This is a genomic window from Ferrovibrio sp. (genome assembly GCF_019636075.1).
Classification (GTDB): Bacteria; Pseudomonadota; Alphaproteobacteria; order Ferrovibrionales; family Ferrovibrionaceae; genus Ferrovibrio.
The window spans coordinates 30,436-53,650 of sequence record NZ_JAHBYG010000009.1 but is presented as its reverse complement, the minus strand read 5'-3'; the positions used below and the strand labels follow the sequence as shown (position 1 = coordinate 53,650).

The following is a 23,215-nucleotide window of genomic DNA, read 5'->3' as shown; positions in this document are numbered from 1 at the left end:
GTCATGGCGCGTGATATTCTGATCGTCGATGATGAAGCCGACATCCGCAACCTGATCGGCGGCATTCTGGAGGATGAGGGCTATGAAACCCGCATGGCGGCGGATTCCGATGCTGCCTTGCATGAGGTTGAGTCCCGCCGCCCAAGCGCGGTGATCCTGGATATCTGGCTGCAGGGCAGCAAGCTGGATGGCCTGGAAATCCTCGACCGCATTACCCGCAACCACCCCAATGTGCCGGTGATTATCATTTCCGGCCATGGCAATGTGGAAACCGCCGTATCCGCCATCAAGCGCGGTGCCTACGATTATATCGAGAAGCCGTTCAAGAGCGACCGCCTGCTGGTGCTTGTGGAACGCGCCCTGGAACAGGCGCGGCTGAAGCGCGAGAACGAGGAATTACGCCATCGCTCGGGCAGCCCGGCGGAGATGGTGGGGCAGTCCGCCCCGATCCAGGCCCTGCGCCAGGCCATCGAACGCGTGGCCCCCAGCAACAGCCGCGTGCTGATTTCCGGTCCGCTCGGCTCGGGCAAGGAATTGGCCGCGCGTCTGTTGCATGCCCGCTCGCGCCGTGCCGGCGGCCCCTTCGTGGTGCTGAATGCCGCAGCTATGACACCCGACCGCATGGAACCGGAATTGTTCGGTGTGGAAGAGGCCGGCGGCAATGGCGGGCGCAACCATCGCGTGGGCGTACTGGAAGAAGCCCATGGCGGCACGCTGTTTCTGGATGAAGTGGCCGACATGCCGCTGGAAACCCAGGCCAAGATTCTCCGTGTGCTCACCGAACAGAGTTTCGAGCGCGTTGGCGGCCGCAATCGCGTGCAGGTGGATGTGCGCATTGTCAGCGGCGCCAGCCATGATCTTTCCGCTCGGGTGGCGCAGGGCCTGTTCCGGCAGGATTTGTTCCATCGTCTGAATGTCGTGCCGTTGAAAGTGCCGGCCTTGCGCGACCGGCGCGACGACATTCCTTTGTTGGCGAAATTCTTCGTCAAGCTGGAGGCTCAGCGCCAGGGCGTGTCGGAACGCGAATTGGCAGAGGATGCGCTGCTGGCGCTGCAATCTGCGGAATGGCCAGGCAATGTGCGCGAGTTGCGCAATGCCATCGCGCGGTTGCTGGTCATGATGCCGGGCGACCAACGCGGCGCCATCCATGCCGATATGCTGCCGCCCGATCTGGGCGCTACGCCGCCGATCGCGCTGCGGCCGGAAACCACGACCGAAGTGATGGCGCTGCCGCTGCGTGAGGCGCGCGAGGTGTTCGAGCGCGAATATCTGCTGGCGCAGATCACCCGCTTTGGCGGCAATGTATCGCGTACGGCGGGCTTCATCGGCATGGAGCGTTCGGCGCTGCATCGCAAGTTGAAGGCATTGGGCGTCGCAAATCTCGATCGCAACGGCTGATCTGCTACGGCTGGGGAAGCGTCATGAAGGTGATCGTCTGCGGGGCCGGCCTGGTCGGCACCACCATCGCGCGGCAATTGGCCGCCGAGGGCAACGAAGTCACTGTGATCGATCAATCGGTCGAGCAGGCCCATAAGCTCGCCGAAAGCTATGATCTACGCGCCCTTGTGGGGCATGCCTCGCATCCCGATCTGCTCGACAGGGCCGGCGCCGCCGATGCCGACATGCTGATCGCGGTCACCTATGCCGATGAAGTGAACATGGTCGCCTGCGAAGTGGCGCATGCGCTGTTCAAGGTGCCAACCAAGATCGCACGCATCAGGGCGCAAAGCTATCTGCGGCCGGAATGGTCTGACCTGTTCAATGGCGAGCATATTTCCATCGACCATATCATCTCGCCGGAAATCGAAGTGGCCCGAGCCATTCATCGCCGAATCTTGACGCCCGGCGCTTTCGACATGATCCCCTTTGCCGGCGACCGGTTGCGCTTGATCGGCGTTCGGTTGACCGAGGATTGCCCGGTGCTGAACACGCCGCTGCGGCAGTTGACCGAGTTGTTTCCCGGGTTGGAGATCAATGTTTGCGGTATTGCGCGCGGCGACGAGGTGATCGTGCCGGAAGGCGACGACCAGTTGGTGGCTGGCGATGAGATTTATTTCGTGGCGGTGACAGATCATGTGCCGCGCGCGATGCGGCTATTCGGCCATGAGGAGCGCGAGGCCCGGCGGCTTGTGCTGGCCGGCGGCGGCAATATCGGCTTGTTCCTGGCGCGCGAGATCGAAGCGCAGGAATCCGCCGTGAAGCTGAAGTTGATCGAAGGCAATAGGGCGCGCGCCGAATATGTCGCCGGTCAGTTGAAGAGCAGCGTGGTGATCCAGGGCGATACGCTGGATATGGATATCCTCACCGAGGCCAAGGTGCAGTCGGCGGAAGCCATCATCGCGCTGACCAACGATGATGAGGTGAATATCCTGGCTTCGCTGCTGGCCAAGCGGGCCGGCTGCCAGCGTGCGATTACGTTGGTAAACAATCCGGCCTATGAAAATCTGATCGGTTCGCTGGGTGTTGATGTTGTGGTGAACCCACGCTCCACCACGGTTTCCTCGATCCTGCAATATGTGCGGCGTGGGCGCATACGCAGCGTGCATAGCCTGCGCGATGGCGCTGCCGAGGTGATGGAAGCGGTGGCGGTGGATTCCTCGTCTCTGCTTGGCCGCCCGATCGGCGAGTTGGATTTGCCGGCCGGCCTGATGATCGGCGCATTGATCCGCAAGGACGATATCCTGATCGTGCGCTCCGATATCGAGATCGAGGCCGGCGACCGGATGATTCTGTTCGTGCGCAAGGAAGCGGTGAAGAAGGTGGAGAAGCTGTTTTCCGTCCGCTTGGAATTCTTTTGAGAGTGGAGTTTGCTGCGATGTCGCGGGTTGTTTATGTGAATGGCCGGTATATGCCCTACGCCAAGGCTGCGGTGCATGTGGAGGATCGCGGCTTCCAGTTCGCCGATGGCATTTACGAGGTGATCGCCATTCTGGGCGGGCGTTTGGTGGATGGCGCGGGCCATTTGCAGCGGCTGGAGCGCAATCTGGATGAATTGCGCATTGCCCATCCGATGAGCCGTGCCGCCCTATTGGTGGTGTTGAATGAAACCATCCGCCGCAACCGCGTGCAGGATGGCTCGATCTACCTGCAGATCACGCGCGGTGCGGCGCGGCGCGACTTTCCGTTCCCAGCCGGCATCCGGCCCAGCGTGGTTGCGATCACCAGAGCGGTGGACATGGAACGCGTGGCCGCCAAGGCGGCGCAGGGCGGGGCGGCCATCCTGGCGCCGGATCAGCGCTGGGCGCGTTGCGATATCAAGACGGTGGCCTTGTTGCCGGCTGCCCTGGCCAAGCAGGCGGCGCGCGAGCAGGGCGCTTTCGAGGCTTTTCTGGTGGATCGGGATGGCTTCATCACCGAGGGCAGTTCCTCCAATGCCTGGATCGTCACCAAGGATGGCGTGCTGGTAACACGCGATCTGGGCTTGTCGATCCTGAGCGGCATCACCCGCGGCGCCATCCTGGCCCTGGCCGAGGCCGAGGGGTTGAGAGTGGAAGAGCGCCGCTTCCGGCCGGAGGAGGTGTTTGCCGCCCGCGAGGCCTTCACAACCTCAACCACCGCTTTCGTGATGCCCATCACAAGTTTGGACGGCCGCCCCATCGGCAATGCCGCGCCGGGCCTGTTGGCCACGAAATTGCGTGCGCTTTACGCGGCTTACGCCGAATCCGAAGCGCGTGGTGCGCGGTCTGGCAGCGGCTATCGCGCCCCATCTGGCCTTTAAGCCGGCAAAAGGCGTTGCCTGCGGCGATAAGCGCCATTGTTTTGCCATCATTAAAGTCTAAATATATGCCTGTGATGTGGCAGGGATGGTCAGGTCTTGGCCGTTTCCAATTGGTCCGCATCCGTCTCAAACAAAGCAACCCGCCATAGAGCGACGAACAAATGATAACGACAAAAAGAAAGGCCCCAACGATGGCTGCCGAAAAACCTCAGAACGTGCAAGACGTTTTCCTCAATCACATCCGCAAGACCAAGACTCCCGTCACGGTATTCCTGGTCAATGGCGTGAAGCTGCAGGGTATCATCAGCTGGTTCGATAATTTCTCGGTGCTGCTGCGCCGCGATGGGCATATGCAGCTTGTTTACAAGCATGCGATCTCCACCGTGATGCCGTCCGGCCCGATCCAGCTTTTTGACCCGGCTTCGCAAGCCGGCGGCGGTGCCGCACCGGATGCGGGTCACTAAAGCCTGATTTGACCGCGATCGATACCGTATCGACCACGCCTCCCGGCCAATCTGGCGCCGGGCAGGCGATGGTGATCCATCCCTATCTCAAGGCCGGGCGCGCACCGCCATCGGCTGCCTTGGCGTCGGATAAGCCCGGTGCCGAGGCCAAACGCATGCCCGATGCCCGGTTGGCGGAAGCCGCCGGTCTGGCGCGCGCCATCGCGTTGGAAATCTGCCATGCCGAGGTGGTGCCGGTCTCCGCCTGGCGCCCGGCCACGCTGATCGGCCAGGGCAAGGTGGAGGAACTGGCCGCACGTATCGAGGCCATCCGCGAGGCCGGCGGACGGCTGGATGTGGTGGTGGTGGATGCCGCCGTGTCGCCGGTGCAGCAGCGCAATCTGGAACGCGATCTCAAGGCCAAGGTGATCGACCGCACCGGCCTGATTTTAGAAATCTTCGGCGCCCGTGCCCGCACCCGGGAAGGCCGGCTGCAGGTGGAGCTGGCGCATCTGAGCTATCAGCGCTCCCGCCTTGTGCGATCCTGGACCCACCTGGAGCGCCAGCGCGGCGGTTTCGGCTTTCTGGGCGGCCCTGGCGAAAGCCAATTGGAAATGGACCGCCGGATCATCGGCGAGCGCATAACCCGCATCAAGGCCGAGCTGGAGCAGGTGGTGAATACCCGCGGCCTGCATCGCCGGGCGCGCCAGAAGGTGCCGTATCCGGTGGTGGCCCTGGTGGGCTACACAAATGCCGGCAAATCCACTTTGTTCAACCGGCTCACCCGCGCGGAAGTTTTTGCCAAGGATTTGCTGTTCGCCACCCTGGACCCGACCATGCGCGCGGTGAAGCTGCCTTCGGGCCGGCAGGTGATCCTGTCCGATACCGTGGGCTTCATCTCCGATCTGCCGACCCATCTTGTGGCCGCGTTCCGCGCCACGCTGGAAGAAGTGGTGGCGGCCGACCTTGTGCTGCATGTGCGCGACATGTCGCATCCCGATCATCCGGCCCAGGCCGAGGATGTGCGCGGCGTGCTGGCTACGCTGGGGGTAACGCCGGAAGGCGGACATCGCATCCTGGAAGCCTGGAACAAGATCGACAACCTGGCGCCCGAGCAGCGCCAGATGCTGGAAAACCAGATCGAGCGCCAGGCCGACGCCATGGCGATTTCGGCCCTTGATGGCAGTGGTTGCGACCGGCTTTTGCAACGTATCGATAGCGAACTGGCGGGCAGCCAGGTGCAGCTTGATATCACCCTGCCGGCCAGCGATGGCGCCAGCCTGGCCTGGCTGCATCGCCATGGCGAGGTGAAGGCCATGCGCGAGGCGGAAGGCGTGCTGCATCTGGCGGTGGCGCTTTCGCCGGGCGATGTTGGGCGCTGGGAGAAACGCCGGGGGATGGGCAATGATTGATGCACAGGCCGTCAATGCCTTGCTGGTGCAGGCCGCGCGGGAAACCATTCTGCCGCGCTTCCGCCAGCTCAAGCAGCATGAAGTGGATGCCAAGACCGGGCCGCATGATCTGGTGACGATTGCCGACCGCGAGGCGGAAGCCTGGCTTACCCCGCGCCTGCAAGGGTTGCTGTCGGGCTCGCTGGTGGTAGGCGAGGAGGCCACCAGCGCCGATCCGGCAATCGCCGATGCGCTGCGGCAGCCGGGCATGGTCTGGTTGATCGATCCGGTGGATGGCACCGCCAATTTCGCCGTGGGCAATGCGCTGTTTGCCGTGATGGTCAGTCTGGTGAAGGATGGCGATGCGGTGGCCAGTTGGATCCACGATCCGCTACGCGGCATCACCGCGCTCGCCGAACGCGGGCAGGGCGCCTGGATGCTGGAGGCCGATGGCTCGCGCCGAAGGCTTGTCACGCCCAAGCCGCCCAGCCTGGCGCATCTTTCCGGCGCGCCGAATATCCGCTATGGCGACCGCGATTTCGCTGCCCGCATCGGCCATCGCGCCGACAAGCTGGCCAGCGTGATGATCCTGCGCTGCGCCGGGCAGGAATACATCGCCATCGCCGAAGGCCATATGCATTTTGCGCTGTATAACCGCGCCTTGCCCTGGGATCACGCCGCTGGCTGCCTGCTGATCGAGGAAGCCGGTGGGGTGGCGATGCGCCTGGATGGCAGCCGCTATCGTGCCGCCGACAAGCCCTGGGGCAGCCCGCTGGTGCCGGCCTGCGGGGCCGAACAATGGGCCTGGCTGCGGGATGGGATATTCAATCCCTGACGGCCACTCCGACTACCTTTCCAAGGTATTGTTTTTATTGATATATTTTAAAGTGCCGGCGCGAGTGGATTCCGCTTCGGGAGGCCCCCGCCACATTGCTCCGGCAAGCCCCCGCATGGTAGATTTCGCAGCCTGATTCCCTTGCGGTCAAAACCGTCGGAGTCGGGCAACGGAGCCCGCATTTCTCCTGTCCAGAATGCCCATTCAGAATCGGACTTTTCCCGCGTGACCGATCAGCCGCTTTCGCACGACATTCAGCCGATCTCCATCGAACAGGAGATGCAGCGCAGCTACCTCGGTTACGCCATGAGCGTGATCGTATCGCGCGCGTTGCCCGATGCCCGCGACGGCTTGAAGCCGGTGCATCGCCGTATCCTCTATGCGATGCAGGAAAGCGGCTATACCTCCGACAAACCCTATCGCAAATCGGCCCGCATCGTCGGCGATGTGATGGGTAAGTATCACCCGCATGGCGATCAGTCGATCTACGATGCCATGGTGCGTATGGCGCAGCCTTTCTCCATGCGGCTGATGCTGCTGGATGGTCAGGGCAATTTCGGCTCGATGGACGGCGATCCGCCGGCGGCCATGCGCTATACCGAAATCCGCCTGGATAAATCCGCCGAGGCGATGCTGGCCGATATCGACAAGGACACCGTCGATTTTCAGCCCAACTACGACGACAGCACCGAGGAACCCAGCGTTCTGCCGGCGCAATTTCCCAATCTGCTGGTGAATGGCGCCAACGGCATCGCGGTGGGTATGGCCACCAACATTCCGCCGCATAACCTGGGCGAAGTGATCGACGCCTGCTGCGCCTATATCGACGATCCAGAAGTGACCATGGAGCGCCTGCTGGAATTGCTGCCGGGCCCGGATTTCCCCACCGGCGGCATCATCCTGGGGCGCGCCGGTGCCAAATCCGCGCTTTACACCGGCCGTGGCTCGGTGGTGATGCGCGGCCGCGCGACGATTGAGGAAATCCGCAAAGACCGCGAAGCGATCATCATCACCGAAGTCCCCTACCAGGTGAACAAGGCGACGATGATCGAGAAGATCGCCGAACTGGTGCGCGCCAAGCGCATCGAAGGCATCTCCGACATCCGCGATGAATCCGACCGCGATGGCGTACGCGTGGTGATCGAGATCAAGCGCGATGCCATGGGCGAAGTCGTGCTGAATCAGCTGTACCGCTTCTCGGCGCTGCAAACCTCGTTCGGCGTCAATATGCTGGCGCTGAATGGCGGCAAGCCGGAATTGCTGAATCTGAAGCAGTTGCTGGCTGCCTTCGTGAATTTCCGCGAAGACGTGATCCAGCGCCGCACGCGTTTCCTGCTGGCCAAGGCGCGCGACCGCGCCCATGTGCTGGTGGGCCTGGCCATTGCGGTGGCCAATATCGACGAAGTGATTGCGCTGATCCGCGCCGCGCCCGATCCGGCCACGGCGCGCGAACAATTGATGACGCGGCTCTGGCCCGCCAGCGATGTGGCCTCGATGATCGCGTTGATCGACGATCCCAGCCATCGGGTGGAAGATGGGCATTATCGCCTGTCGGAAACCCAGGCGCGCGCCATCCTGGATCTGCGCCTGCAACGCCTGACCGCCCTGGGCCGTGACGAAATCGCCGAGGAGATGGCCAAGCTGGCCGCCGAGATCAACGAATACCTGTCTATCCTTGGCGACCGCGTGAAGCTGATGGGCTTGCTGCGCGGCGAATTGGTGGCGGTGCGCGAGCGTTTCGCCACGCCGCGCCGCACCGAAATCCAGGATGTGGAATTCGAGGCCGATGCCGAAGACCTGATCCAGCGTGAAGACATGGTGGTGACGGTCAGCCATGCCGGTTATGTGAAGCGCACGCCGCTTTCCACCTATCGCACGCAGAAGCGCGGCGGCAAAGGCCGCTCGGGTATGGCCACCAAGGAAGAAGATTTCGTCACCGAGATGTTCGTGGCCAACACGCATCAGCCGGTGCTGTTCTTCTCCAATATCGGCCGCGTCTATAAGATGAAGGTCTATCGCCTGCCGGTGGGCAATCCGCAATCGCGCGGCAAGGCATTCGTTAACCTGCTGCCGCTGGCCGACGGCGAGAAGATCGCCGTGGTGATGCCGTTGCCTGAAGATGAAGCGAGCTGGAGCCAGTTGCATGTGGCCTTTGCCACCGCCAAGGGCTATGTGCGGCGCAACGACCTGTCGGATTTCGTCTCGATCAATGCCGGCGGCAAGATCGCCATGAAATTCGAAGGCGAAGATGCCGACGACCGCCTGGTGGAAGTGCGGCCCTGTTCGGACCAGGACGACATCCTGCTCGCCACCCATCAGGGCAAGTGCATTCGTTTCGAGGTTTCGGATGTGCGCAGCTTCCAGAGCCGCTCGTCCACCGGCGTGCGTGGCATCAAGCTGGCCGATGGCGATCGGGTGATCTCGATGTCGATCCTCAGCCATGTGGAAGCCACCGCTGAAGAGCGTGACGCCTTTGGCAAGTATAAATCCGCTCAGGAGCGGATAAAGGCCGGGGAAACCGATGTAACGCTGCCGGAGGGGATTTCCGCCGAAAGGTTTGGCGAATTGCTCGGTAAAGAGCAGACCATCCTCACCGTCACCGAAAAGGGTTATGGCAAACGCACCTCGGCCTATGAATATCGTGTGACGGGCCGCGGCGGTTCGGGCATCATCAATATCGAAGCCACGGCGAAGAATGGCGATGTTGCTGCCGCCTTCCCGGTCAAGACTGACGATCAGATCATGTTGGTCACCGATGGTGGGCAGTTGATCCGCTGCCCGGTGAGCGATATTCGTATCGCAGGTCGTAATACCCAGGGCGTCATCGTGTTTAAACTGGGTGAGGGAGAGAAGGTCGCCTCTGTTGCGCATCTGGCTGATGCCGGTGCCGATGAAGCGAGTGCCGATGAAGCGGGCGGCGAAGAAACCGGCAGCGATGAAGCCGGGGGTGCCGAGGAGGGAGACGCATGATCAAGCAGAGGATCGGCCTGTATCCAGGCACGTTCGATCCGGTCACCAAGGGCCATTACGACATCATCAAGCGCGCCGGCAAGCTGGTGGACAAGCTGGTGGTGGGTGTGGCGGTGAATGCCGGCAAGGGCCCGCTCTTCTCCATGGAAGAACGCGTGGCCATGGTGCGCGAGGAAATCGGCCCGCTGATGCCTGGCGCCACCGAGTTCGAGGTGAAGCCGTTTTCCAATCTGCTGATGCATTTCGCCATGGAAGTGGGCGCCAGCATGATTATCCGCGGCCTGCGCGCGGTATCGGATTTCGAATACGAATTTCAGATGGTGGGCATGAATGCCCGCCTGAATTCCGAGATCGAGACCGTGTTTCTGATGGCTTCCGATAACCACCAATTCATCGCCTCGCGCCTGGTTAAGGAAATTGGCATGTTGGGCGGCGATGTGGCGCCCTTCGTGTCGCCGCGCGTGGCGGAACGGTTGCTCACCCGCGTGGCGGCTTTGAAGGCGGGAGACAAGTCTTGAGCCGCAAAATCAACCGCCCTGGAAGCAATCGCCCTGGAAGCAATCATCCAGCAATCAATCGCCGGGAAATCCTGGCCAGCGCCGCCGCATTGGCCGCCGCCGCCACGCTGCCGGGCGAAAGCCTGGCACAGGCCAGCGATCCGAAAAACACGCTGTTTCTCGATCTCGATTGGGGGCGTGTTACCATTCAATTGCGGCCCGATCTGGCCCCCAACCATGTGGCGCGGATCAAGGAACTGGCTGCCGGCGGTTTTTACGATGGCTCGGCTTTCCATCGCGTGATCCCGGGCTTCATGGCCCAGACCGGCGATCCTACCGGCACGGGAGCGGGCGGTTCTGGTCGCAAGCTGAATGCCGAATTCAGCCGCGAACGCCATGTGCGCGGCACCTGCTCTATGGCGCGCACCAGCGATCCCAATAGTGCAGACAGCCAGTTTTTCATCTGCTTTGCCGCAGCCTCGCATCTGGACGGTCAATATACCGTCTGGGGCCAGGTGACATCCGGCATGGACCTTGTTGACCGTATCAAGAAGGGCGCGCCGGGAAGCGGCCGGGTGGATGGCCCGGACCGTATCAAGCGCATGCGTCCCGCTGACGCGGCCTGACCCCTCGCAATCTTTAGGAGCTAAGACCAATGGCCGCCGATCTGGAAAACACGCTGTATCTCGAATTGAAGGATGGCCGGGTGACCATCACCCTGCGCCCCGACCTGGCGCCAAACCATGTGGCCCGCATCAAGGAATTGGCGCGCGCACATTTCTACGATGGCCTGAAATTCCATCGTGTGATCGACGGCTTCATGGCCCAGACCGGTTGCCCGCGCGGCAATGGCACCGGCGGTTCCGGGCAGAAGCTGAAGGCGGAATTCAATGAAGAACCGCATCTGCGCGGCACCTGCTCGATGGCGCGTGCGCAAGATCCCAATAGCGGCGATAGCCAGTTCTTCATCTGCTTCGACGATGCGCGCTTCTTGGATCGGCAATACACTGTCTGGGGCCAGGTGAGTGACGGCATGGATCACGTGGATGCCATCAAGCGCGGCAGCCAGGCCCGCAACGGCGAGGTGAGCGATCCCGATAAGATCGTCACCCTGCGCGTCGCCGCCGACGTTTGATACCGGTCCGGCCCTGGCTGTGGCGTGAAAGCGCTGTCCGGGCCTCAAGCGATGCTGGTCTCCGACTTCGATTTTGAATTGCCGCCCGAGTTGATCGCCGAGCGGCCTGCAAATCCGCGCGATGCCGCGCGGCTTTTGCTGTGGCCATCGGATGGGCAGGAGCATCTGGTGCGGCATCTGCCCGATCTGCTGCGGCCGCATGATCTGCTGGTGTTCAACGATACCAGGGTAATTCCTGCGCGTATCGATGGCCGCCGCGAGCGCTTGCCTGAAGTGGCGGTGGAGGCTTTGCTGCTCAAGCCGCTGGGCGAGCGGCTATGGTCGGCCATGGCCAAGCCCGGCCGGCGGTTGAAGCCGGGCGATGCCATCATTTTCCAGGGCGATATGCGGGCCGAGGTGGCCGAGCGCGGCGAGGGCGTGGATGGTCTGCGGTTGCGGCTGGATCGTCCGGATGCCGAGGTGATAGCTGCGCTTGAAGCCGCCGGTGCCATGCCGTTGCCGCCCTATATCGCTGCCCGCCGCACCGCCGATGCGCAGGATCGCAGCGATTACCAGACCTTGTTCGCCGACAAGCCGGGCGCAGTGGCTGCGCCCACGGCAGGGCTGCACTTTACCCCGGAATTACGCAGCCGGTTGCAGCAGCGCGGCGTGAGTTTTGCCGGCGTTACCTTGCATGTGGGAGCCGGGACCTTTCTGCCGGTGAAGGCCGAGCGCGTGGCCGAGCATCGCATGCATGCCGAATGGGGCGAACTGGGCGAGGCAACCGTTGCTGCCATCCAGGCGGCGAAGGCGGCCGGCGGCCGCGTGATCGCCATCGGCACCACCAGTCTGCGTCTGCTGGAATCCGCCGCCAGAGACGGCGTGTTGAAGCCTTTTCGGGGCGAGACCGACATCTTCATCACGCCAGGCTTTGAGTTCCGTGTTGCCGACGGGTTGATGACGAATTTCCATCTGCCGAAATCCACCCTGCTGATGCTGGTGGCGGCTTTTATCGGGCTGGATGCGCAACGCGCCCTCTATGCTCATGCGGTGGCATCGCGCTATCGTTTCTTTTCCTATGGCGACTCTTCGCTGTTATGGCGGTCTGCATCATGAGCCTGTCTTTTTCGCTTCTCGCTACGGATGGTGCTGCCCGGCTGGGCCGGCTAGATACCGCCCATGGGGCCATTGATACGCCGGCCTTCATGCCTGTGGGCACGGCTGCCACGGTAAAGGCGATGACACCTGAAGCAGTGGCTGAAACCGGGGCGCAGATCATTCTGGGCAACACCTATCACCTGATGCTGCGGCCCACGGCGGAGCGCGTGGCCAAGTTGGGCGGCTTGCATAAATTCATGCATTGGCCAGGGCCGATCCTCACCGATTCGGGCGGCTTTCAGGTGATGTCGCTATCGCAGCTCAACAAAGTGAACGAGCAGGGCGTCAGCTTTCAATCGCATATCGATGGTGCGCGCTACGAGCTTACGCCGGAACGATCCATCGAAATTCAGCATCTGCTGGATGCCACCATCACCATGCAGTTGGATGAATGCGTGAAGCTGCCCGCCGATGATAAGCGCGTAGCGGAGGCCATGCGGCTGAGTCTGCGATGGGCGGAACGTTGCAAGACGGCATTCCGCCAGCGCGACGGCTATGGCTTGTTCGGTATCGTTCAGGGCGGCACGGATGCTGCTTTCCGCGAGGAATCCGCCAAGGGCCTGATCGCCACCGGTTTCGATGGCTATGCCGTGGGCGGCCTGGCGGTAGGCGAAACTCAGGCGGAAATGTTTGCCACCCTGGATGTAACGACGCCGCATCTGCCGCAGGATCGCCCGCGTTATCTGATGGGCGTGGGCAAGCCGTCAGACCTTGTCGGCGCCGTGCAGCGCGGTATCGACATGTTCGATTGCGTGATGCCAACCCGCTCGGGCCGCAACGGCCAGGCTTTCACCCGGCGCGGCACGCTCAATATCCGCAATGCCCGTCATGCCGAGGATCCGCGCCCCATCGACGAGCATTGCCGCTGCCCGGCCTGCCGGCATTACAGCCGCGCTTACATGCATCATCTGGTGCGCTCGGATGAAATCCTCGGTGCCATGCTGATGACCGCGCATAACCTGACCTACTATCAGGATCTGATGGCAGGCATGCGCGCCGCCATTGCCAAGGGCGGCCTGGAGGCATTCGCCGCTGATTTCCATGCCGGTCAGGCGCTGGGCGATATCGAGCCCTTAAGCGGAAATTCTCAGCCCTGATCATGGAAAAACTACGGCCCCATCTGAAGGTTTTTGGGATTGCCGCTGTTTTTGCCGCGATTGCCTATGGCCTTGCGCATCTGGTGTTTTGGCTTACCAGGCAGATGTTTTGAGAAACTCTCCATACTCGGTTACCGCATCAATAAGTTTTATTTGCAACAAGTAATCGTCAATAAGTATTAAAACATCAACTGTATTTGATTTTTCTTGTTATTATAGCGTGTGTTTTTCCTGGGGTTTTCTCCAGGATCGACCGGCATCAAAGCCGGTTCACGCAGTGGTGTGGGGGCGCCATGCTGACAAAGTTTTTTTCGCGCGACACAGCGGCCGACGATATGGTGAAGGCGATCAGCCGTTCGCAAGGCCTGATCGAATTCGATCCTGGCGGCAATATTCTTTTCGCCAATGAAAACTTTCTCAAGGTGATGGGCTATGCGCTGGCGGAAGTGAAGGGCCGGCATCACAGTATGTTTGTCGATCCGCAGGAAAGCGCACAGCCGGCCTATGCGGAATTCTGGGCCAAGTTGCGGCGTGGCGAATATGATGCGGGGCAATATTGCCGCGTTGCCAATGGTGGCCGTGAGGTTTGGATTCAGGCCAGCTATAATCCGATTTTCGATGCCGCCGGGCGCGTGATCAAGGTGGTGAAATTCGCCACCGATATCAGCGCACAAAAAGAACAGCAGGCCGATGCCGATGGGCAGATTGCCGCGATCCGCAAGTCGCAGGCCGTGATCGAGTTCAACACCGATGGCACGATCCGCTACGCCAATGCCAATTTCCTCGGTTTGATGGGGTATGAGTTGGCCGAGATAACCGGCAAGCATCACCGCATCTTTGTCGATCCGGCTTACGCCGCCAGCGCGGAATACGAGGCCTTCTGGCAGAAGCTGCGCAGCGGCGCCTTCGATATCGGTCGCTATCGACGCATCGGAAAAAATGGCAAGGAAGCCTGGATCCAGGCCAGCTACAACCCCATCGTGGATGCCAAGGGACGCGTGTTCAAGATCGTTAAATACGCAACCGATGTCAGCGAGCAGGTGCGGCAATCGCAATTGCTGAAGGCGGCGGTGGATGATGTGGTGGCGGCAGCGCAGCAAAACGACATGTCGCGCCGCATCAACACGGAGGGCATGGGTACTGAGATCATGCAGCTTTGCCTTGGTGTGAATGCCATCCTCGATACCACCACCACCATCCTGCGCAGTATCAAGGATGCGTCCGCCGCTGTGGCCGCTGCCTCGTCGGAAATCTCATCGGCCAGTTCTGATTTGGCTCAGCGCACCGAAAGCCAGGCCGCTACCGTGGAGCAGACCGCAGCCTCCATGCATCAGATCACCACGACGGTGAAACAGAATGCCGAGAATGCCGAGGCCGCCAATCGGCTGGCGCAGGATGCATCCAAGGTGGCGCAGGAAGGCGGCGAGATCGTGCAGAAAGCCGTGCATGCGGTGAGCGACATTTCGGAAAGCTCGCAAAAGATTTCCGAAATCGTGGGGCTGATCGACGAAATCGCCTTTCAGACCAATCTGCTGGCGCTGAATGCCAGCGTGGAAGCCGCCCGCGCGGGCGAGGCGGGCAAGGGCTTTGCCGTTGTCGCGCAGGAAGTGCGCGCATTGGCACAGCGCAGCGCCAATGCTTCGCGCGAGATCAAAAGCCTGATTCAGAATTCTAACGCCCAGGTTAAGTCTGGCGCCACTTTGGTGAATCGCGCCGGCGATGCACTGGGCAATATCGTGGCGGCCAGCCGCAAGGTTTCCGATATCATCGCTGAAATCACCGCCGCCAGCCGCGAGCAGGCATCCGGCCTGGAGCAGGTGAACACAGCCATATCGCAGATGGATGAACTCACCCAACGCAACGGCGCATTGGTGGAGCAAACCACAGCTTCCGCTCAGGCCCTCTCGGAACAAGCCGGCGATCTTGCCGGCTTGGTGGGGCAGTACCGGATCGACGCGTGAGGGCAATTGAAGCGGAATGCCGTGGCTGTTGCCCTCAAGCGGGTTTGCCGGTTCCCCGCCATGCCTGGAAGTGGCGGAGAATGCTATGGCTGATCACATAATGCATCAGGCGGAAGAATAGGCAGGCATAAACCACCAGCATGCCGAGGGCGGCTGCGGCGGCTGTGTTGCCGGTTTCATCCACATGGATCACAGCGATGGCTGCCAGCTTGGTTTGCGACGTGTAAAGAAAGATGGCGGCGGATAATGTCGTCATCGCGCGCAGGAATATGTACAGCCAGATATCCAGGATGGTTGGGATATTCGTCGGCAGGATCACGCGTAGAAAACTCCGCCAGATCGGCGTGCGCAGCGACAGGTTCACCATGTCGATCTCGCGGCTTAAACCTTTCAGGCCGGTGAGCGCGGTCAGATGCGGCACGGTATAGAGGTGAACCGTGGTGCTGATCACCAGGATGCTCATCGAGCCGTATAGAAATTCCAGCGGATTGCGCGGGTCGTTGATGAACATCAGGTAAGACAGACCGAGCACCAGGCCGGGTATGGCCATCGGCAAAAGGGCAAGCATATGCAGAATCTTGCTCGCCACTACATCGAAGCGTGCCTTTTCAACCATGGTGGCACCGATGAATACCACTATGGTACCCAGCGTTGCCGCGCTGAGCGACATTTTCAGCGAATTCCAGAAATTTTCCCAACCCACGCCTTCCAGATCGAAAAGGTAATTGCTGAGCGTGAGGTTGAGATTGTAGGGCCAGAATTTGATCAGCGCGGCAAATTGCGCCATGCCGAGAATGAGCACCATGATTGCTGCTACGATCAGGCAGAAGCTGAAGAATAAGCCATCGTTGATTGCATGCGGCTTGGGTATGAAGGGCAGGGACTTGCCGGTAATCTGGGCTGATTGCCGACCGGCAGTGAGCCGCTCCAGCACAAAAACCACAACAGCCGGTATCAGCAGGATGATGGAAATGACGGCACCCATTTCGAAATTCTGCTGCCCCACAACCTCCTTGTAGATATCCGTGGCGAGCAGGCTCATATCTCCGCCGATTACCTTCGCTATGCCGAAATCCGTGAACACCATAACGAAAACCGCAAGAAAGGCAGTGATGACGCCATAGCGGCATGCTGGCCAGGTAACGGCAAGGAAGGTGCGCAGGGAACTGGTGTTGAGAATTTCAGCTGCCTGATAGAGCCGCCGATCAGCATTCATCAGGGCCACGCCAATCACAAGCACAGCGTGGGGGAATGTCCACAGCACCGAGGCCAGAATGATACCTATCGGACCATAAACGGAGTGGCCGAGAAGCAGCCCCTTCAGAATGCCCTGATTGCCGAACAGGTAAACCAGGGCAATAGCCTTGAGCAGACCGGGCATCAGCAGGGGCACGAAAATCATCGCGCGAAATATGCCTTTCCAGCGCATGCTGGTGCGGCTGAGCCCATAGGCGTACAGAAATGCGATGGGAATGACGATCAACGCAGTGACCAGCGAGACGAAAACGCTATTGAAAAAGGCCTCGAACAGGGCGGTTGATTCGAAATATTTCTGATAATTGCGCAGGCCTACGAAGGCGCCTTGGGGGTTGCGGAAGCTGCGTATCAACAACAGGCCGAGCGGCAGCAGAATGGCAACCGTCATGCCGCCGATAAAGATCCAGAGCAGCAGGCTTACCAGTTTGTCGGATAATTCTTTCGGCGCGGCAAGTCTGCCTTCCGCCATGGCTGGATCGGCAGTTGTCATGACGGCAGGATTTTCATCGCATCGGGTGGGATGCTCAGCCAGAGCCTGGCACCGGTTTGCAGTTGGATATCGCCGGCCTGTTGCTTGCGCAGATCGGCTACCAGTGATTTTCCAGTATCACTGGCCATATGCAAACGAAGCGTTGCGCCGAGATACTCTATCTTGCGGATCAGGGCAGAAAGCTGGCTGGTTTGGGTTTTCTGCGCGGAAACCGAAATATCCTCCGGACGAATCAGCAGCGTGACCGGGCTGCCCGATGCCAGCATGCCGCTGGCGCCAAACATGCGTAGCCCCTCGGCTTCTGCTATGCCAGGTGCGGTGATCCGGCCGTCGAACAGGTTAGCCGTTCCGATAAAATCCGCCACGAAACGTGTTTTCGGATTGTTGTAGATGTCCCAAGGAGTGCCGATCTGTTCGATGCGCCCCTGATTCATCAACACGATGCGGTCGGCCAGGCTTTGCGCTTCCTCTTGGTCATGGGTGACCATGATGGTTGTGATGCCAAGGCGGGCTTGCAGGTCGCGCAATTCGCTACGCAGACGGATGCGCACCTGGGCATCCAGCGCAGATAGCGGTTCATCGAGCAGCAGCAGGGATGGGGAGATTGCCAAGGCCCTGGCCAGGGCCACGCGCTGTTGTTGGCCACCGGATAATTGGTTTGGGTATTTCCGCTCATGTCCGGAAAGCGACAGCAGGTCGATCAGTTCGGCTGTGATCTTCTGTATCTCGATCTTCGGCTTGCGGAGATTCTCCACGCCGAAGCGGATATTCTGTTCGACTGTGAGATTCGGAAACAGGGCGTAGGATTGAAATACGATGCCAATATCGCGTTGCGAGGGCGGCAATGTAAGAAACGGCGCGCCATGACGGTAAACCATGCCCGATGTTGCCTGCTCAAGCCCGGCCAGACACATCAGCAGGGTGGTTTTGCCGCAACCCGATGGGCCGAGAAAGCAGATGAATTCGCCCTGTCTGATATCGAAGCAGACTTCGTTCAGCACCGTGGCCTTGTCATAGCGTTTGCTCAGGCGGTCGACCTGAATATAGGTCTGGACGGCGCCTGGGGCGGCACCGTCCGTGTCTTGTGCAAGCTGAGGCTGGGGCATCACTTCTTGGGTTCTGTCTTGCTGTCGTAGCGCTTGCGCCACTCGTCGAGGATTTCGGTCTTGTTGGTGGCGGCCCAGGCAAAATCGTTGTTGATCATCCTGGTGGAAACCTCGCGCGGCATATTTTCGCGCATCGGCGTTTTTACGGGAAACGCAACGACCTCCACGCGGGCGGCATAGCTTTCCATCGCGGCTTCGGAAACGCTCCAATCGACGAAGGTTTTGGCATCGGCGGCGTTCTTGGTGCCCTTCATGATGGCAACGCCTTGCATTTCCCAGCCGATGCCGTCTTCGGGGATAACCGCCATGATCGGGGCGCCTCTGGTTTTCAGATCCGCGGCGCGGCCCGGCAGCGAAATGCCGACCACATATTCGCCGGCGGCCACCTGGTTGCACGGTTTGGAGCCGGAATGGGTGTAGCTGGCGATGTTGCCATGCAATTGATCCATGAAGGACCAGGCCTTGTCCTTGCCCATGATCTGCATCCAACCGGCCACATTCAGAAAGCCGGTGCCCGAGGAGATCGGGTTGGGCATGGTGATCTGCCCCTTGTAAACCGGATTTGCCAGATCCACCCATTTGGTCGGCTGCGGTATATTGCGCTTGGCCGCTTCCACGGTATTGAAACAGACGGCGGCGGCAAAGCCCCACAGGCCGGTCCAGGTCGGCGGTGCTTTCTTATCGCGATAGCGGGGATCCAGCTTATCGGCGCCCTTGGGCTGGTAGGGCATGAACATGCCCATCTGGTCCAGCGCGAGAAGATCGGTGGCGGCATGGCCGAAAAAGACATCGTTGCGGGGATTTTCCTTTTCAGCGATCACCCGCGCCTGAATCACGCCGGTTGAATCGCGCACCCAGTTGATCTTGATATCGGGATGCGCCTTGGCGAATTGCTCGGAAAACACCTTCAGGTTATCGGCTTCCACCGAGCTGTAGATTGTCAATTCGCCAGCCTGTGCCGAGGCGATGATGAATAGAGACGTTGCTGCAAAAGACAGCGCGAGCGGCTTGGTGTATTTTTCGAGCATATGGTTTTATCTCCTGCGTTGGGTTGTGCAATCAAGCGGAATTTGACTGGCGCTTGCTGACGGATTCGGCCAGCACGCAAAGGATTTCAAACATCATGGTCATACCCACCAGAGCGGTATTGCCTGATGGATCGAAAGGGGGGGAGACCTCCACCACATCGCCGCCGACCAGATTGAGGCCGCGCAAGCCGCGTACAAGCTGCTGCGCATCATAGGTGGTGGCGCCGCCGATTTCCGGTGTGCCGGTGCCGGGCGCATAGACCGGATCGAGGAAATCCACATCGAAGCTCACATAGGTGGGGCCATCGCCCACCACCTTCCTGGCTTCCTGGATCACGCCCTCTATGCCCATGCGATGGTATTCGTCGATATCGATAACGCGGATGCCCTGGCGCTCGCCCCAGTCATTTTCGCTGTCGTTATAAAGCGCGCCGCGTATGCCGATCTGAATCGTGCGCCTGGGATCCAGCAAGCCTTCCTCGATGGCGCGCCGGAAAGGCGTGCCATGGGTGTAACGGCTGCTACCGAAATAGCGATCCCAGGTATCCGTATGGGCATCGAAATGCACCATGCCGACCGGTCTTTCCCGCGCAATCGCCCGCATCACAGGCAGGGTGACCAGATGATCGCCGCCGGCGGTGAGCGGTGCGATACCCTGTTGATGAATGCGGGTGTAATAGTTTTCGATCAGCCGCAGACTTTCTTCCAGGTCTACCGGATTGACCGGCGTATCGCCCAGATCGGCGCAATTGCATAATTTAAAGGGATTGAGGCCGGAGGCGCGATTGACATTGCGCGCCATGGTGGATTGATCCCGGATCTGGCGCGGGCCATGGCGTGCGCCGGCGCGATTGGTCGTGCCGCCATCCCAAGGAATGCCAACCAAACCAATCTGCACCTGCGGCAGGCGGGCGTCATCCAGGTCGAGATATGGCAGCCGCATGAAGGTGGCCAAGCCTGCATATCGGGGCAGGACGGTTCCAGTGATCGGTTGAAAGCGGGACTCTTTCATCAAATGGCCCTGTGGCTGAACTGGGTAGATGCCACGAACCTTGCGTTATCGCAGACAGTTCAAGAATAACGAAGTTTCAAAGTAAACTTTGATATATATATAAGTAATGGCAAGCTGCGATAGCAGGCCGGCTGTATGGCTGCATGTGTGGTTATCAATCGAGCAGAGGAGAGCATGTGGCTGCATATATTTTTGGCGTGACTGCCTGCAAACAGGGCGTGCTGTGTGAAATTCGCGCAGTGCGATTCTTATTATGTGTGCCATTGGCAGCCAAATCCGCCGCTACCTTCGCAATAGCGCGCAAATCGAATCCACGGTGCCGCAATGCTGAATGAAATCGAAGTCAAACGGCTGAAGCTGTTCAAGCAGGTTGTGGAATGCGGCGGCCTCAGCGCGGCCGAAACCGCACTGAATATCAATCTGCCCACCATCAGCGCGCATCTGGCGGGTTTGGAGAAATCCCTCGGCATGCGCCTATGCGACCGGGGACGGAAAGGCTTTAAGCTCACCCCGGAGGGCTTGAGTGTGCTGGAATCGTGCAACCGGCTTTTTCAGTCGCTGGAGGATTTCCAATCCGATATCAGCCGGGTGACGCAGACCGTATCGGGCCAATTGCGCGTGGGCATCGTTGACAACATCATCACCGACCGCAAATGCCGATTGTCGGAAACGATAGCCGACCTGAAGGCGCAGAATCGGCGCATTGAGTTTATTCTGGATACCCAGAATCCCAGCGAACTGGAGCGATTGCTGCTGGATGAACAGATCGATGTTGCCATCGGGCCTTTCCATATTGCCATTCCGGGCATAGAGGAGATGCAGCTCTATGCAGAGGACATATCGCTTTACATTGGCAACAGGCATCCGCTCTTCGGCAAAAAGACGCTGCAGAAATCCGATCTGCTGGGCATGGATTATGCCGCGCGCGGCTATTTGCGTGAAAGCCAGGTCGGCCGGCAGGTTGTCGCGTTCAGCACCACTGCCACGGCAAAGAATATCGAGGGGCTTGCCTTCCTGGTCATGTCGGGCGCCTATGCCGGATATCTGCCAGACCATTATGCCAAGCAATGGCTGGACAAGAGGCTTGTCCGCAAGGTGTTGCCGCAGTATTTCAGCCACCGGGTCGAGTGCAAGGCGATCACGTTGAAGAAACGGCGCAAAACACGCATGCTGCAAACATTCCTGGATACCTTGAAGGCCAATCATGGCGGCTGATGCGATGCAGCCATCCAGCGGCGCGCCGCTGAAGATTGATTTCGTGTATCCAGCCGGTGGCGGCGGTGCGATTGGCATGGCCCATTGCCCGGGGCGCAATTCCGTCGATGCGCGCGGCATTCGCTGGTCGCGCGATCTTGCCGAGGATATCGCCGCCATTGCCGATCGGGGCGTAGGGCTTGTGGTTTCGCTGCTCGGCGACGGCGAACTGGCCCGCCATGGCGCGGCCGGTCTGCAAGCCGGTCTGGCCGCCAAAGGCATAGCCTGGCTGCAAATCCCGATCGAGGATTATCAGCCGCCGGGGCCGGCCAGCCTGGCGCAGTGGAATGATGCGCTGCCTGATGTGTTGCGCAGGTTGGCGGAGGGTGAGCGCATCCTTATCCATTGCGCTGCCGGCCTGGGCAGAACCGGCACCATGGCGGCAATGCTGCTTGTTGCCGGCGGAGCATCGGCCTTGGAAGCGATAGCCCATGTCAGACAGGCGCGGCCCGGAACCATAGAAACGGCAGAGCAGGAGGCTTTCGTGCTGGCCCATGCCGCAGGATTACGCCAACGCTGATACGCGCTCGGTTGGGCGTTGGCTCGGCCACCCCATGTGTAAGGTACCACCCCGCCCGAGGAATTTGCCAATTTTTAGGACTACTGATCCTCGGTCGCGTGCCCGAGCCAATGCGCGGTGAACTCATTGATCTGCAATTCAGGGCGACCTGCAACACGCATGATGCTGTTGTACTGTTCGGTGAACCAACGCTGCTTTTTGAAATGCTCGGGGTTGTCTATGGCATCCCGTAAGTTCTGCATCAGACTGTGAGCTACAGCAGCGAGATAATCCAAACCCAACTGTTTCAAATCAGGTTCATCACGGCAGACCAGTGAGCGGAAACCATACATGGGGCTGATGTAGGCTGCGCCATCATCGGGATCACGAATGATGACGGAATCCCTATAGTTACTATCCATTGCGATCCCATAGTGCCAAATCTCGTTATAGACATCGGCTGAGAGGATCACGCGGGGGTGCCGGGCCACTTTTTCTAGGTCCACTGCTTGCACCAAGGCGGGGCCAAACACCACGGGCTGGTTGCTAGGGGAATTTGCCGCGTGCAGCAGACCGCAGGTGAGGCTACCCCTAGCCAGCATTCCATAGATCGCCAATTGCTCGGTGACTTGGGTGATGTTGTTAATGGTCCGGTATAGGCCAGCTAATGAGAACTCATCATAGATGATGATGCTGTCTGAGAATACCGAGGCCCCGAACTTTGGCGGGGGCAGTGTGGAGGGGATGGTGGTGATCTTATAAATGTGGTCGGGCTGTGGCCTTATGCTGTGTAGCGCGTTGATGATCGAAAACAAGGTTTGATCATGGGCAGTGCTTTTCTTCACAGCCTCACGGAAACCAAGAATATCAAGGAACGCGACATATCGCTTTTCGTAGTTTGCTTTCTGGGCATCATTCATTTTTTCAAGAATCTCACGACTGCTGATTGGGCCTGCGTGAGCGCCTCATCGCTGTGCCCAGCGGTGACTTGTATCCCGTACTTGGCCTCCTCGCCTCATAATTAGGGAAGAAGGCGTCTGCGAATCTAGGGGCTATTCATAACTCACCTTGGGGCAGGCCATCCAAGAGGTTAGGATAGAGGTTTTAGGATTACTGAAACGGAATTGGTTTTCGCAAGTTGGTGGGTCCGGCGGGATTCGAACCCGCGACCTCTCGATTAACATACCACTTCGGCTTTCGCCGCCCCACTGGGGGTTCGTGGTCTGGACCATGCCTTGGCCTTGGCCGTCTCCGGCTTTAGGCCCCGCCCGTCTGGCCTCTACACCTTCCCCCGGAGGGGCTTGGCTCGGCGTTGTCGTCGCCCTGACGCGGACGAGTTCACCGAATTTGAGCGGTTCTACGTCGGCCCTTTCGAGCCGCGCACT

General features: G+C 60.0%; 20 protein-coding genes. 15 read left to right on the top strand and 5 right to left on the bottom strand.

Annotation, left to right across the window (positions count from 1 at the left end; genetic code table 11):
- The first annotated feature begins 3 nt into the window (after positions 1-3).
- The 13 genes from KF827_RS06175 (at position 4) to KF827_RS06115 (ending at position 15,184) form a co-directional block, all read left to right on the top strand.
- Entirely contained in the window at positions 4-1,398 is a 1,395-nt protein-coding gene (locus KF827_RS06175) for a sigma-54 dependent transcriptional regulator (RefSeq protein ID WP_291001965.1), read from the top strand.
- 23 nt (positions 1,399-1,421) lie between these two features.
- Positions 1,422-2,798, top strand: coding sequence for a Trk system potassium transporter TrkA (gene trkA, locus KF827_RS06170; RefSeq protein ID WP_291001962.1), 1,377 nt, complete (start codon positions 1,422-1,424; stop codon positions 2,796-2,798).
- Positions 2,799-2,815: 17 nt separating this feature from the next.
- Positions 2,816-3,718 (top strand): D-amino-acid transaminase, encoded by a 903-nt coding sequence (locus KF827_RS06165; RefSeq protein WP_291001959.1) that lies wholly within the window; start codon positions 2,816-2,818, stop codon positions 3,716-3,718.
- Positions 3,719-3,909: 191 nt separating this feature from the next.
- Positions 3,910-4,182, top strand: a complete 273-nt coding sequence (hfq, locus tag KF827_RS06160; protein WP_291001956.1) for an RNA chaperone Hfq — start codon at positions 3,910-3,912, stop codon at positions 4,180-4,182.
- A 155-nt stretch (positions 4,183-4,337) separates the two neighbouring features.
- Positions 4,338-5,573 (top strand): GTPase HflX, encoded by a 1,236-nt coding sequence (gene hflX / locus KF827_RS06155; RefSeq protein ID WP_291002103.1) that lies wholly within the window; start codon positions 4,338-4,340, stop codon positions 5,571-5,573.
- Positions 5,566-6,387, top strand: coding sequence for an inositol monophosphatase family protein (locus KF827_RS06150; protein ID WP_291001953.1), 822 nt, complete (start codon positions 5,566-5,568; stop codon positions 6,385-6,387). The genes hflX and KF827_RS06150 overlap by 8 nt, the downstream gene beginning before the upstream one ends.
- 225 nt (positions 6,388-6,612) lie before the next feature.
- Positions 6,613-9,357 carry a DNA gyrase subunit A gene (gene gyrA / locus KF827_RS06145; protein ID WP_291001950.1) on the top strand — a complete coding sequence of 915 codons (2,745 nt, stop codon included), beginning with the start codon at positions 6,613-6,615 and terminating at the stop codon, positions 9,355-9,357.
- Positions 9,354-9,875 carry a pantetheine-phosphate adenylyltransferase gene (coaD, locus tag KF827_RS06140; RefSeq protein WP_291001948.1) on the top strand — a complete coding sequence of 174 codons (522 nt, stop codon included), beginning with the start codon at positions 9,354-9,356 and terminating at the stop codon, positions 9,873-9,875. Before gyrA ends, coaD begins: the two co-directional genes overlap by 4 nt.
- A 107-nt stretch (positions 9,876-9,982) precedes the next feature.
- Complete coding sequence (locus KF827_RS06135) at positions 9,983-10,480, top strand: peptidylprolyl isomerase (RefSeq protein WP_291002100.1); 498 nt, start codon at positions 9,983-9,985, stop codon at positions 10,478-10,480.
- A gap of 29 nt (positions 10,481-10,509) precedes the next feature.
- Positions 10,510-10,989, top strand: coding sequence for a peptidylprolyl isomerase (locus KF827_RS06130; RefSeq protein ID WP_291001945.1), 480 nt, complete (start codon positions 10,510-10,512; stop codon positions 10,987-10,989).
- 51 nt (positions 10,990-11,040) lie between these two features.
- Positions 11,041-12,084, top strand: a complete 1,044-nt coding sequence (queA, locus tag KF827_RS06125) for a tRNA preQ1(34) S-adenosylmethionine ribosyltransferase-isomerase QueA (protein WP_291002097.1) — start codon at positions 11,041-11,043, stop codon at positions 12,082-12,084.
- Complete coding sequence (tgt, locus tag KF827_RS06120; RefSeq protein WP_291002094.1) at positions 12,078-13,223, top strand: tRNA guanosine(34) transglycosylase Tgt; 1,146 nt, start codon at positions 12,078-12,080, stop codon at positions 13,221-13,223. Before queA ends, tgt begins: the two co-directional genes overlap by 7 nt.
- A 293-nt stretch (positions 13,224-13,516) precedes the next feature.
- Positions 13,517-15,184: a methyl-accepting chemotaxis protein gene (locus KF827_RS06115; protein WP_291001942.1), complete on the top strand. Its 1,668-nt coding sequence runs from the start codon at positions 13,517-13,519 to the stop codon at positions 15,182-15,184.
- A gap of 34 nt (positions 15,185-15,218) precedes the next feature.
- Here KF827_RS06115 and KF827_RS06110 read toward each other — a convergent pair whose 3' ends face one another.
- From KF827_RS06110 to speB, 4 genes are read right to left on the bottom strand one after another with little or no spacing between them, the layout of a single operon-like run.
- On the bottom strand, positions 15,219-16,931 hold the full coding sequence (locus KF827_RS06110) for a putative 2-aminoethylphosphonate ABC transporter permease subunit (RefSeq protein ID WP_291001939.1): 1,713 nt from the start codon (positions 16,929-16,931) through the stop codon (positions 15,219-15,221).
- The gene (locus KF827_RS06105) at positions 16,928-18,037 is read right to left on the bottom strand and encodes an ABC transporter ATP-binding protein (protein WP_291002090.1); all 1,110 of its coding nucleotides are present in this window, start codon (positions 18,035-18,037) and stop codon (positions 16,928-16,930) included. Before KF827_RS06105 ends, KF827_RS06110 begins: the two co-directional genes overlap by 4 nt.
- The gene (locus KF827_RS06100) at positions 18,037-19,065 is read right to left on the bottom strand and encodes a putative 2-aminoethylphosphonate ABC transporter substrate-binding protein (protein ID WP_291001936.1); all 1,029 of its coding nucleotides are present in this window, start codon (positions 19,063-19,065) and stop codon (positions 18,037-18,039) included. The genes KF827_RS06105 and KF827_RS06100 overlap by 1 nt, the downstream gene beginning before the upstream one ends.
- A 31-nt stretch (positions 19,066-19,096) precedes the next feature.
- Entirely contained in the window at positions 19,097-20,008 is a 912-nt protein-coding gene (speB, locus tag KF827_RS06095) for an agmatinase (protein WP_291001933.1), read from the bottom strand.
- 393 nt (positions 20,009-20,401) lie between these two features.
- Between speB and KF827_RS06090 the strand changes: the two genes are divergently transcribed.
- Both KF827_RS06090 and KF827_RS06085 read left to right on the top strand, forming a co-directional pair.
- Positions 20,402-21,292, top strand: coding sequence for a LysR family transcriptional regulator (locus tag KF827_RS06090; protein ID WP_291001930.1), 891 nt, complete (start codon positions 20,402-20,404; stop codon positions 21,290-21,292).
- Positions 21,282-21,851 carry a dual specificity protein phosphatase family protein gene (locus KF827_RS06085; protein ID WP_291001926.1) on the top strand — a complete coding sequence of 190 codons (570 nt, stop codon included), beginning with the start codon at positions 21,282-21,284 and terminating at the stop codon, positions 21,849-21,851. Before KF827_RS06090 ends, KF827_RS06085 begins: the two co-directional genes overlap by 11 nt.
- A gap of 80 nt (positions 21,852-21,931) precedes the next feature.
- On the opposite strand, the gene KF827_RS06080 is transcribed toward KF827_RS06085, so the two are convergent.
- On the bottom strand, positions 21,932-22,750 hold the full coding sequence (locus KF827_RS06080; protein ID WP_291001923.1) for a hypothetical protein: 819 nt from the start codon (positions 22,748-22,750) through the stop codon (positions 21,932-21,934).
- Positions 22,751-23,215: the final 465 nt, after the last annotated feature.

Excerpts from the sequence above, each read along its gene's own strand:
- KF827_RS06090 (WP_291001930.1), top strand. The coding sequence starts at position 20,402 with ATGCTGAATGAAATCGAAGTCAAACGGCTGAAGCTGTTCAAGCAGGTT.
- KF827_RS06085 (WP_291001926.1), top strand. The coding sequence starts at position 21,282 with ATGGCGGCTGATGCGATGCAGCCATCCAGCGGCGCGCCGCTGAAGATT.
- KF827_RS06175 (WP_291001965.1), top strand. The coding sequence starts at position 4 with ATGGCGCGTGATATTCTGATCGTCGATGATGAAGCCGACATCCGCAAC.
- KF827_RS06110 (WP_291001939.1), bottom strand. The coding sequence starts at position 16,931 with ATGACAACTGCCGATCCAGCCATGGCGGAAGGCAGACTTGCCGCGCCG.
- KF827_RS06150 (WP_291001953.1), top strand. The coding sequence starts at position 5,566 with ATGATTGATGCACAGGCCGTCAATGCCTTGCTGGTGCAGGCCGCGCGG.
- queA (WP_291002097.1), top strand. The coding sequence starts at position 11,041 with ATGCTGGTCTCCGACTTCGATTTTGAATTGCCGCCCGAGTTGATCGCC.
- KF827_RS06130 (WP_291001945.1), top strand. The coding sequence starts at position 10,510 with ATGGCCGCCGATCTGGAAAACACGCTGTATCTCGAATTGAAGGATGGC.
- KF827_RS06115 (WP_291001942.1), top strand. The coding sequence starts at position 13,517 with ATGCTGACAAAGTTTTTTTCGCGCGACACAGCGGCCGACGATATGGTG.
- coaD (WP_291001948.1), top strand. The coding sequence starts at position 9,354 with ATGATCAAGCAGAGGATCGGCCTGTATCCAGGCACGTTCGATCCGGTC.
- KF827_RS06080 (WP_291001923.1), bottom strand. The coding sequence starts at position 22,750 with ATGAATGATGCCCAGAAAGCAAACTACGAAAAGCGATATGTCGCGTTC.
- trkA (WP_291001962.1), top strand. The coding sequence starts at position 1,422 with ATGAAGGTGATCGTCTGCGGGGCCGGCCTGGTCGGCACCACCATCGCG.
- KF827_RS06165 (WP_291001959.1), top strand. The coding sequence starts at position 2,816 with ATGTCGCGGGTTGTTTATGTGAATGGCCGGTATATGCCCTACGCCAAG.
- KF827_RS06105 (WP_291002090.1), bottom strand. The coding sequence starts at position 18,037 with ATGCCCCAGCCTCAGCTTGCACAAGACACGGACGGTGCCGCCCCAGGC.
- hflX (WP_291002103.1), top strand. The coding sequence starts at position 4,338 with ATGCCCGATGCCCGGTTGGCGGAAGCCGCCGGTCTGGCGCGCGCCATC.
- speB (WP_291001933.1), bottom strand. The coding sequence starts at position 20,008 with ATGCGGCTGCCATATCTCGACCTGGATGACGCCCGCCTGCCGCAGGTG.
- hfq (WP_291001956.1), top strand. The coding sequence starts at position 3,910 with ATGGCTGCCGAAAAACCTCAGAACGTGCAAGACGTTTTCCTCAATCAC.
- KF827_RS06100 (WP_291001936.1), bottom strand. The coding sequence starts at position 19,065 with ATGCTCGAAAAATACACCAAGCCGCTCGCGCTGTCTTTTGCAGCAACG.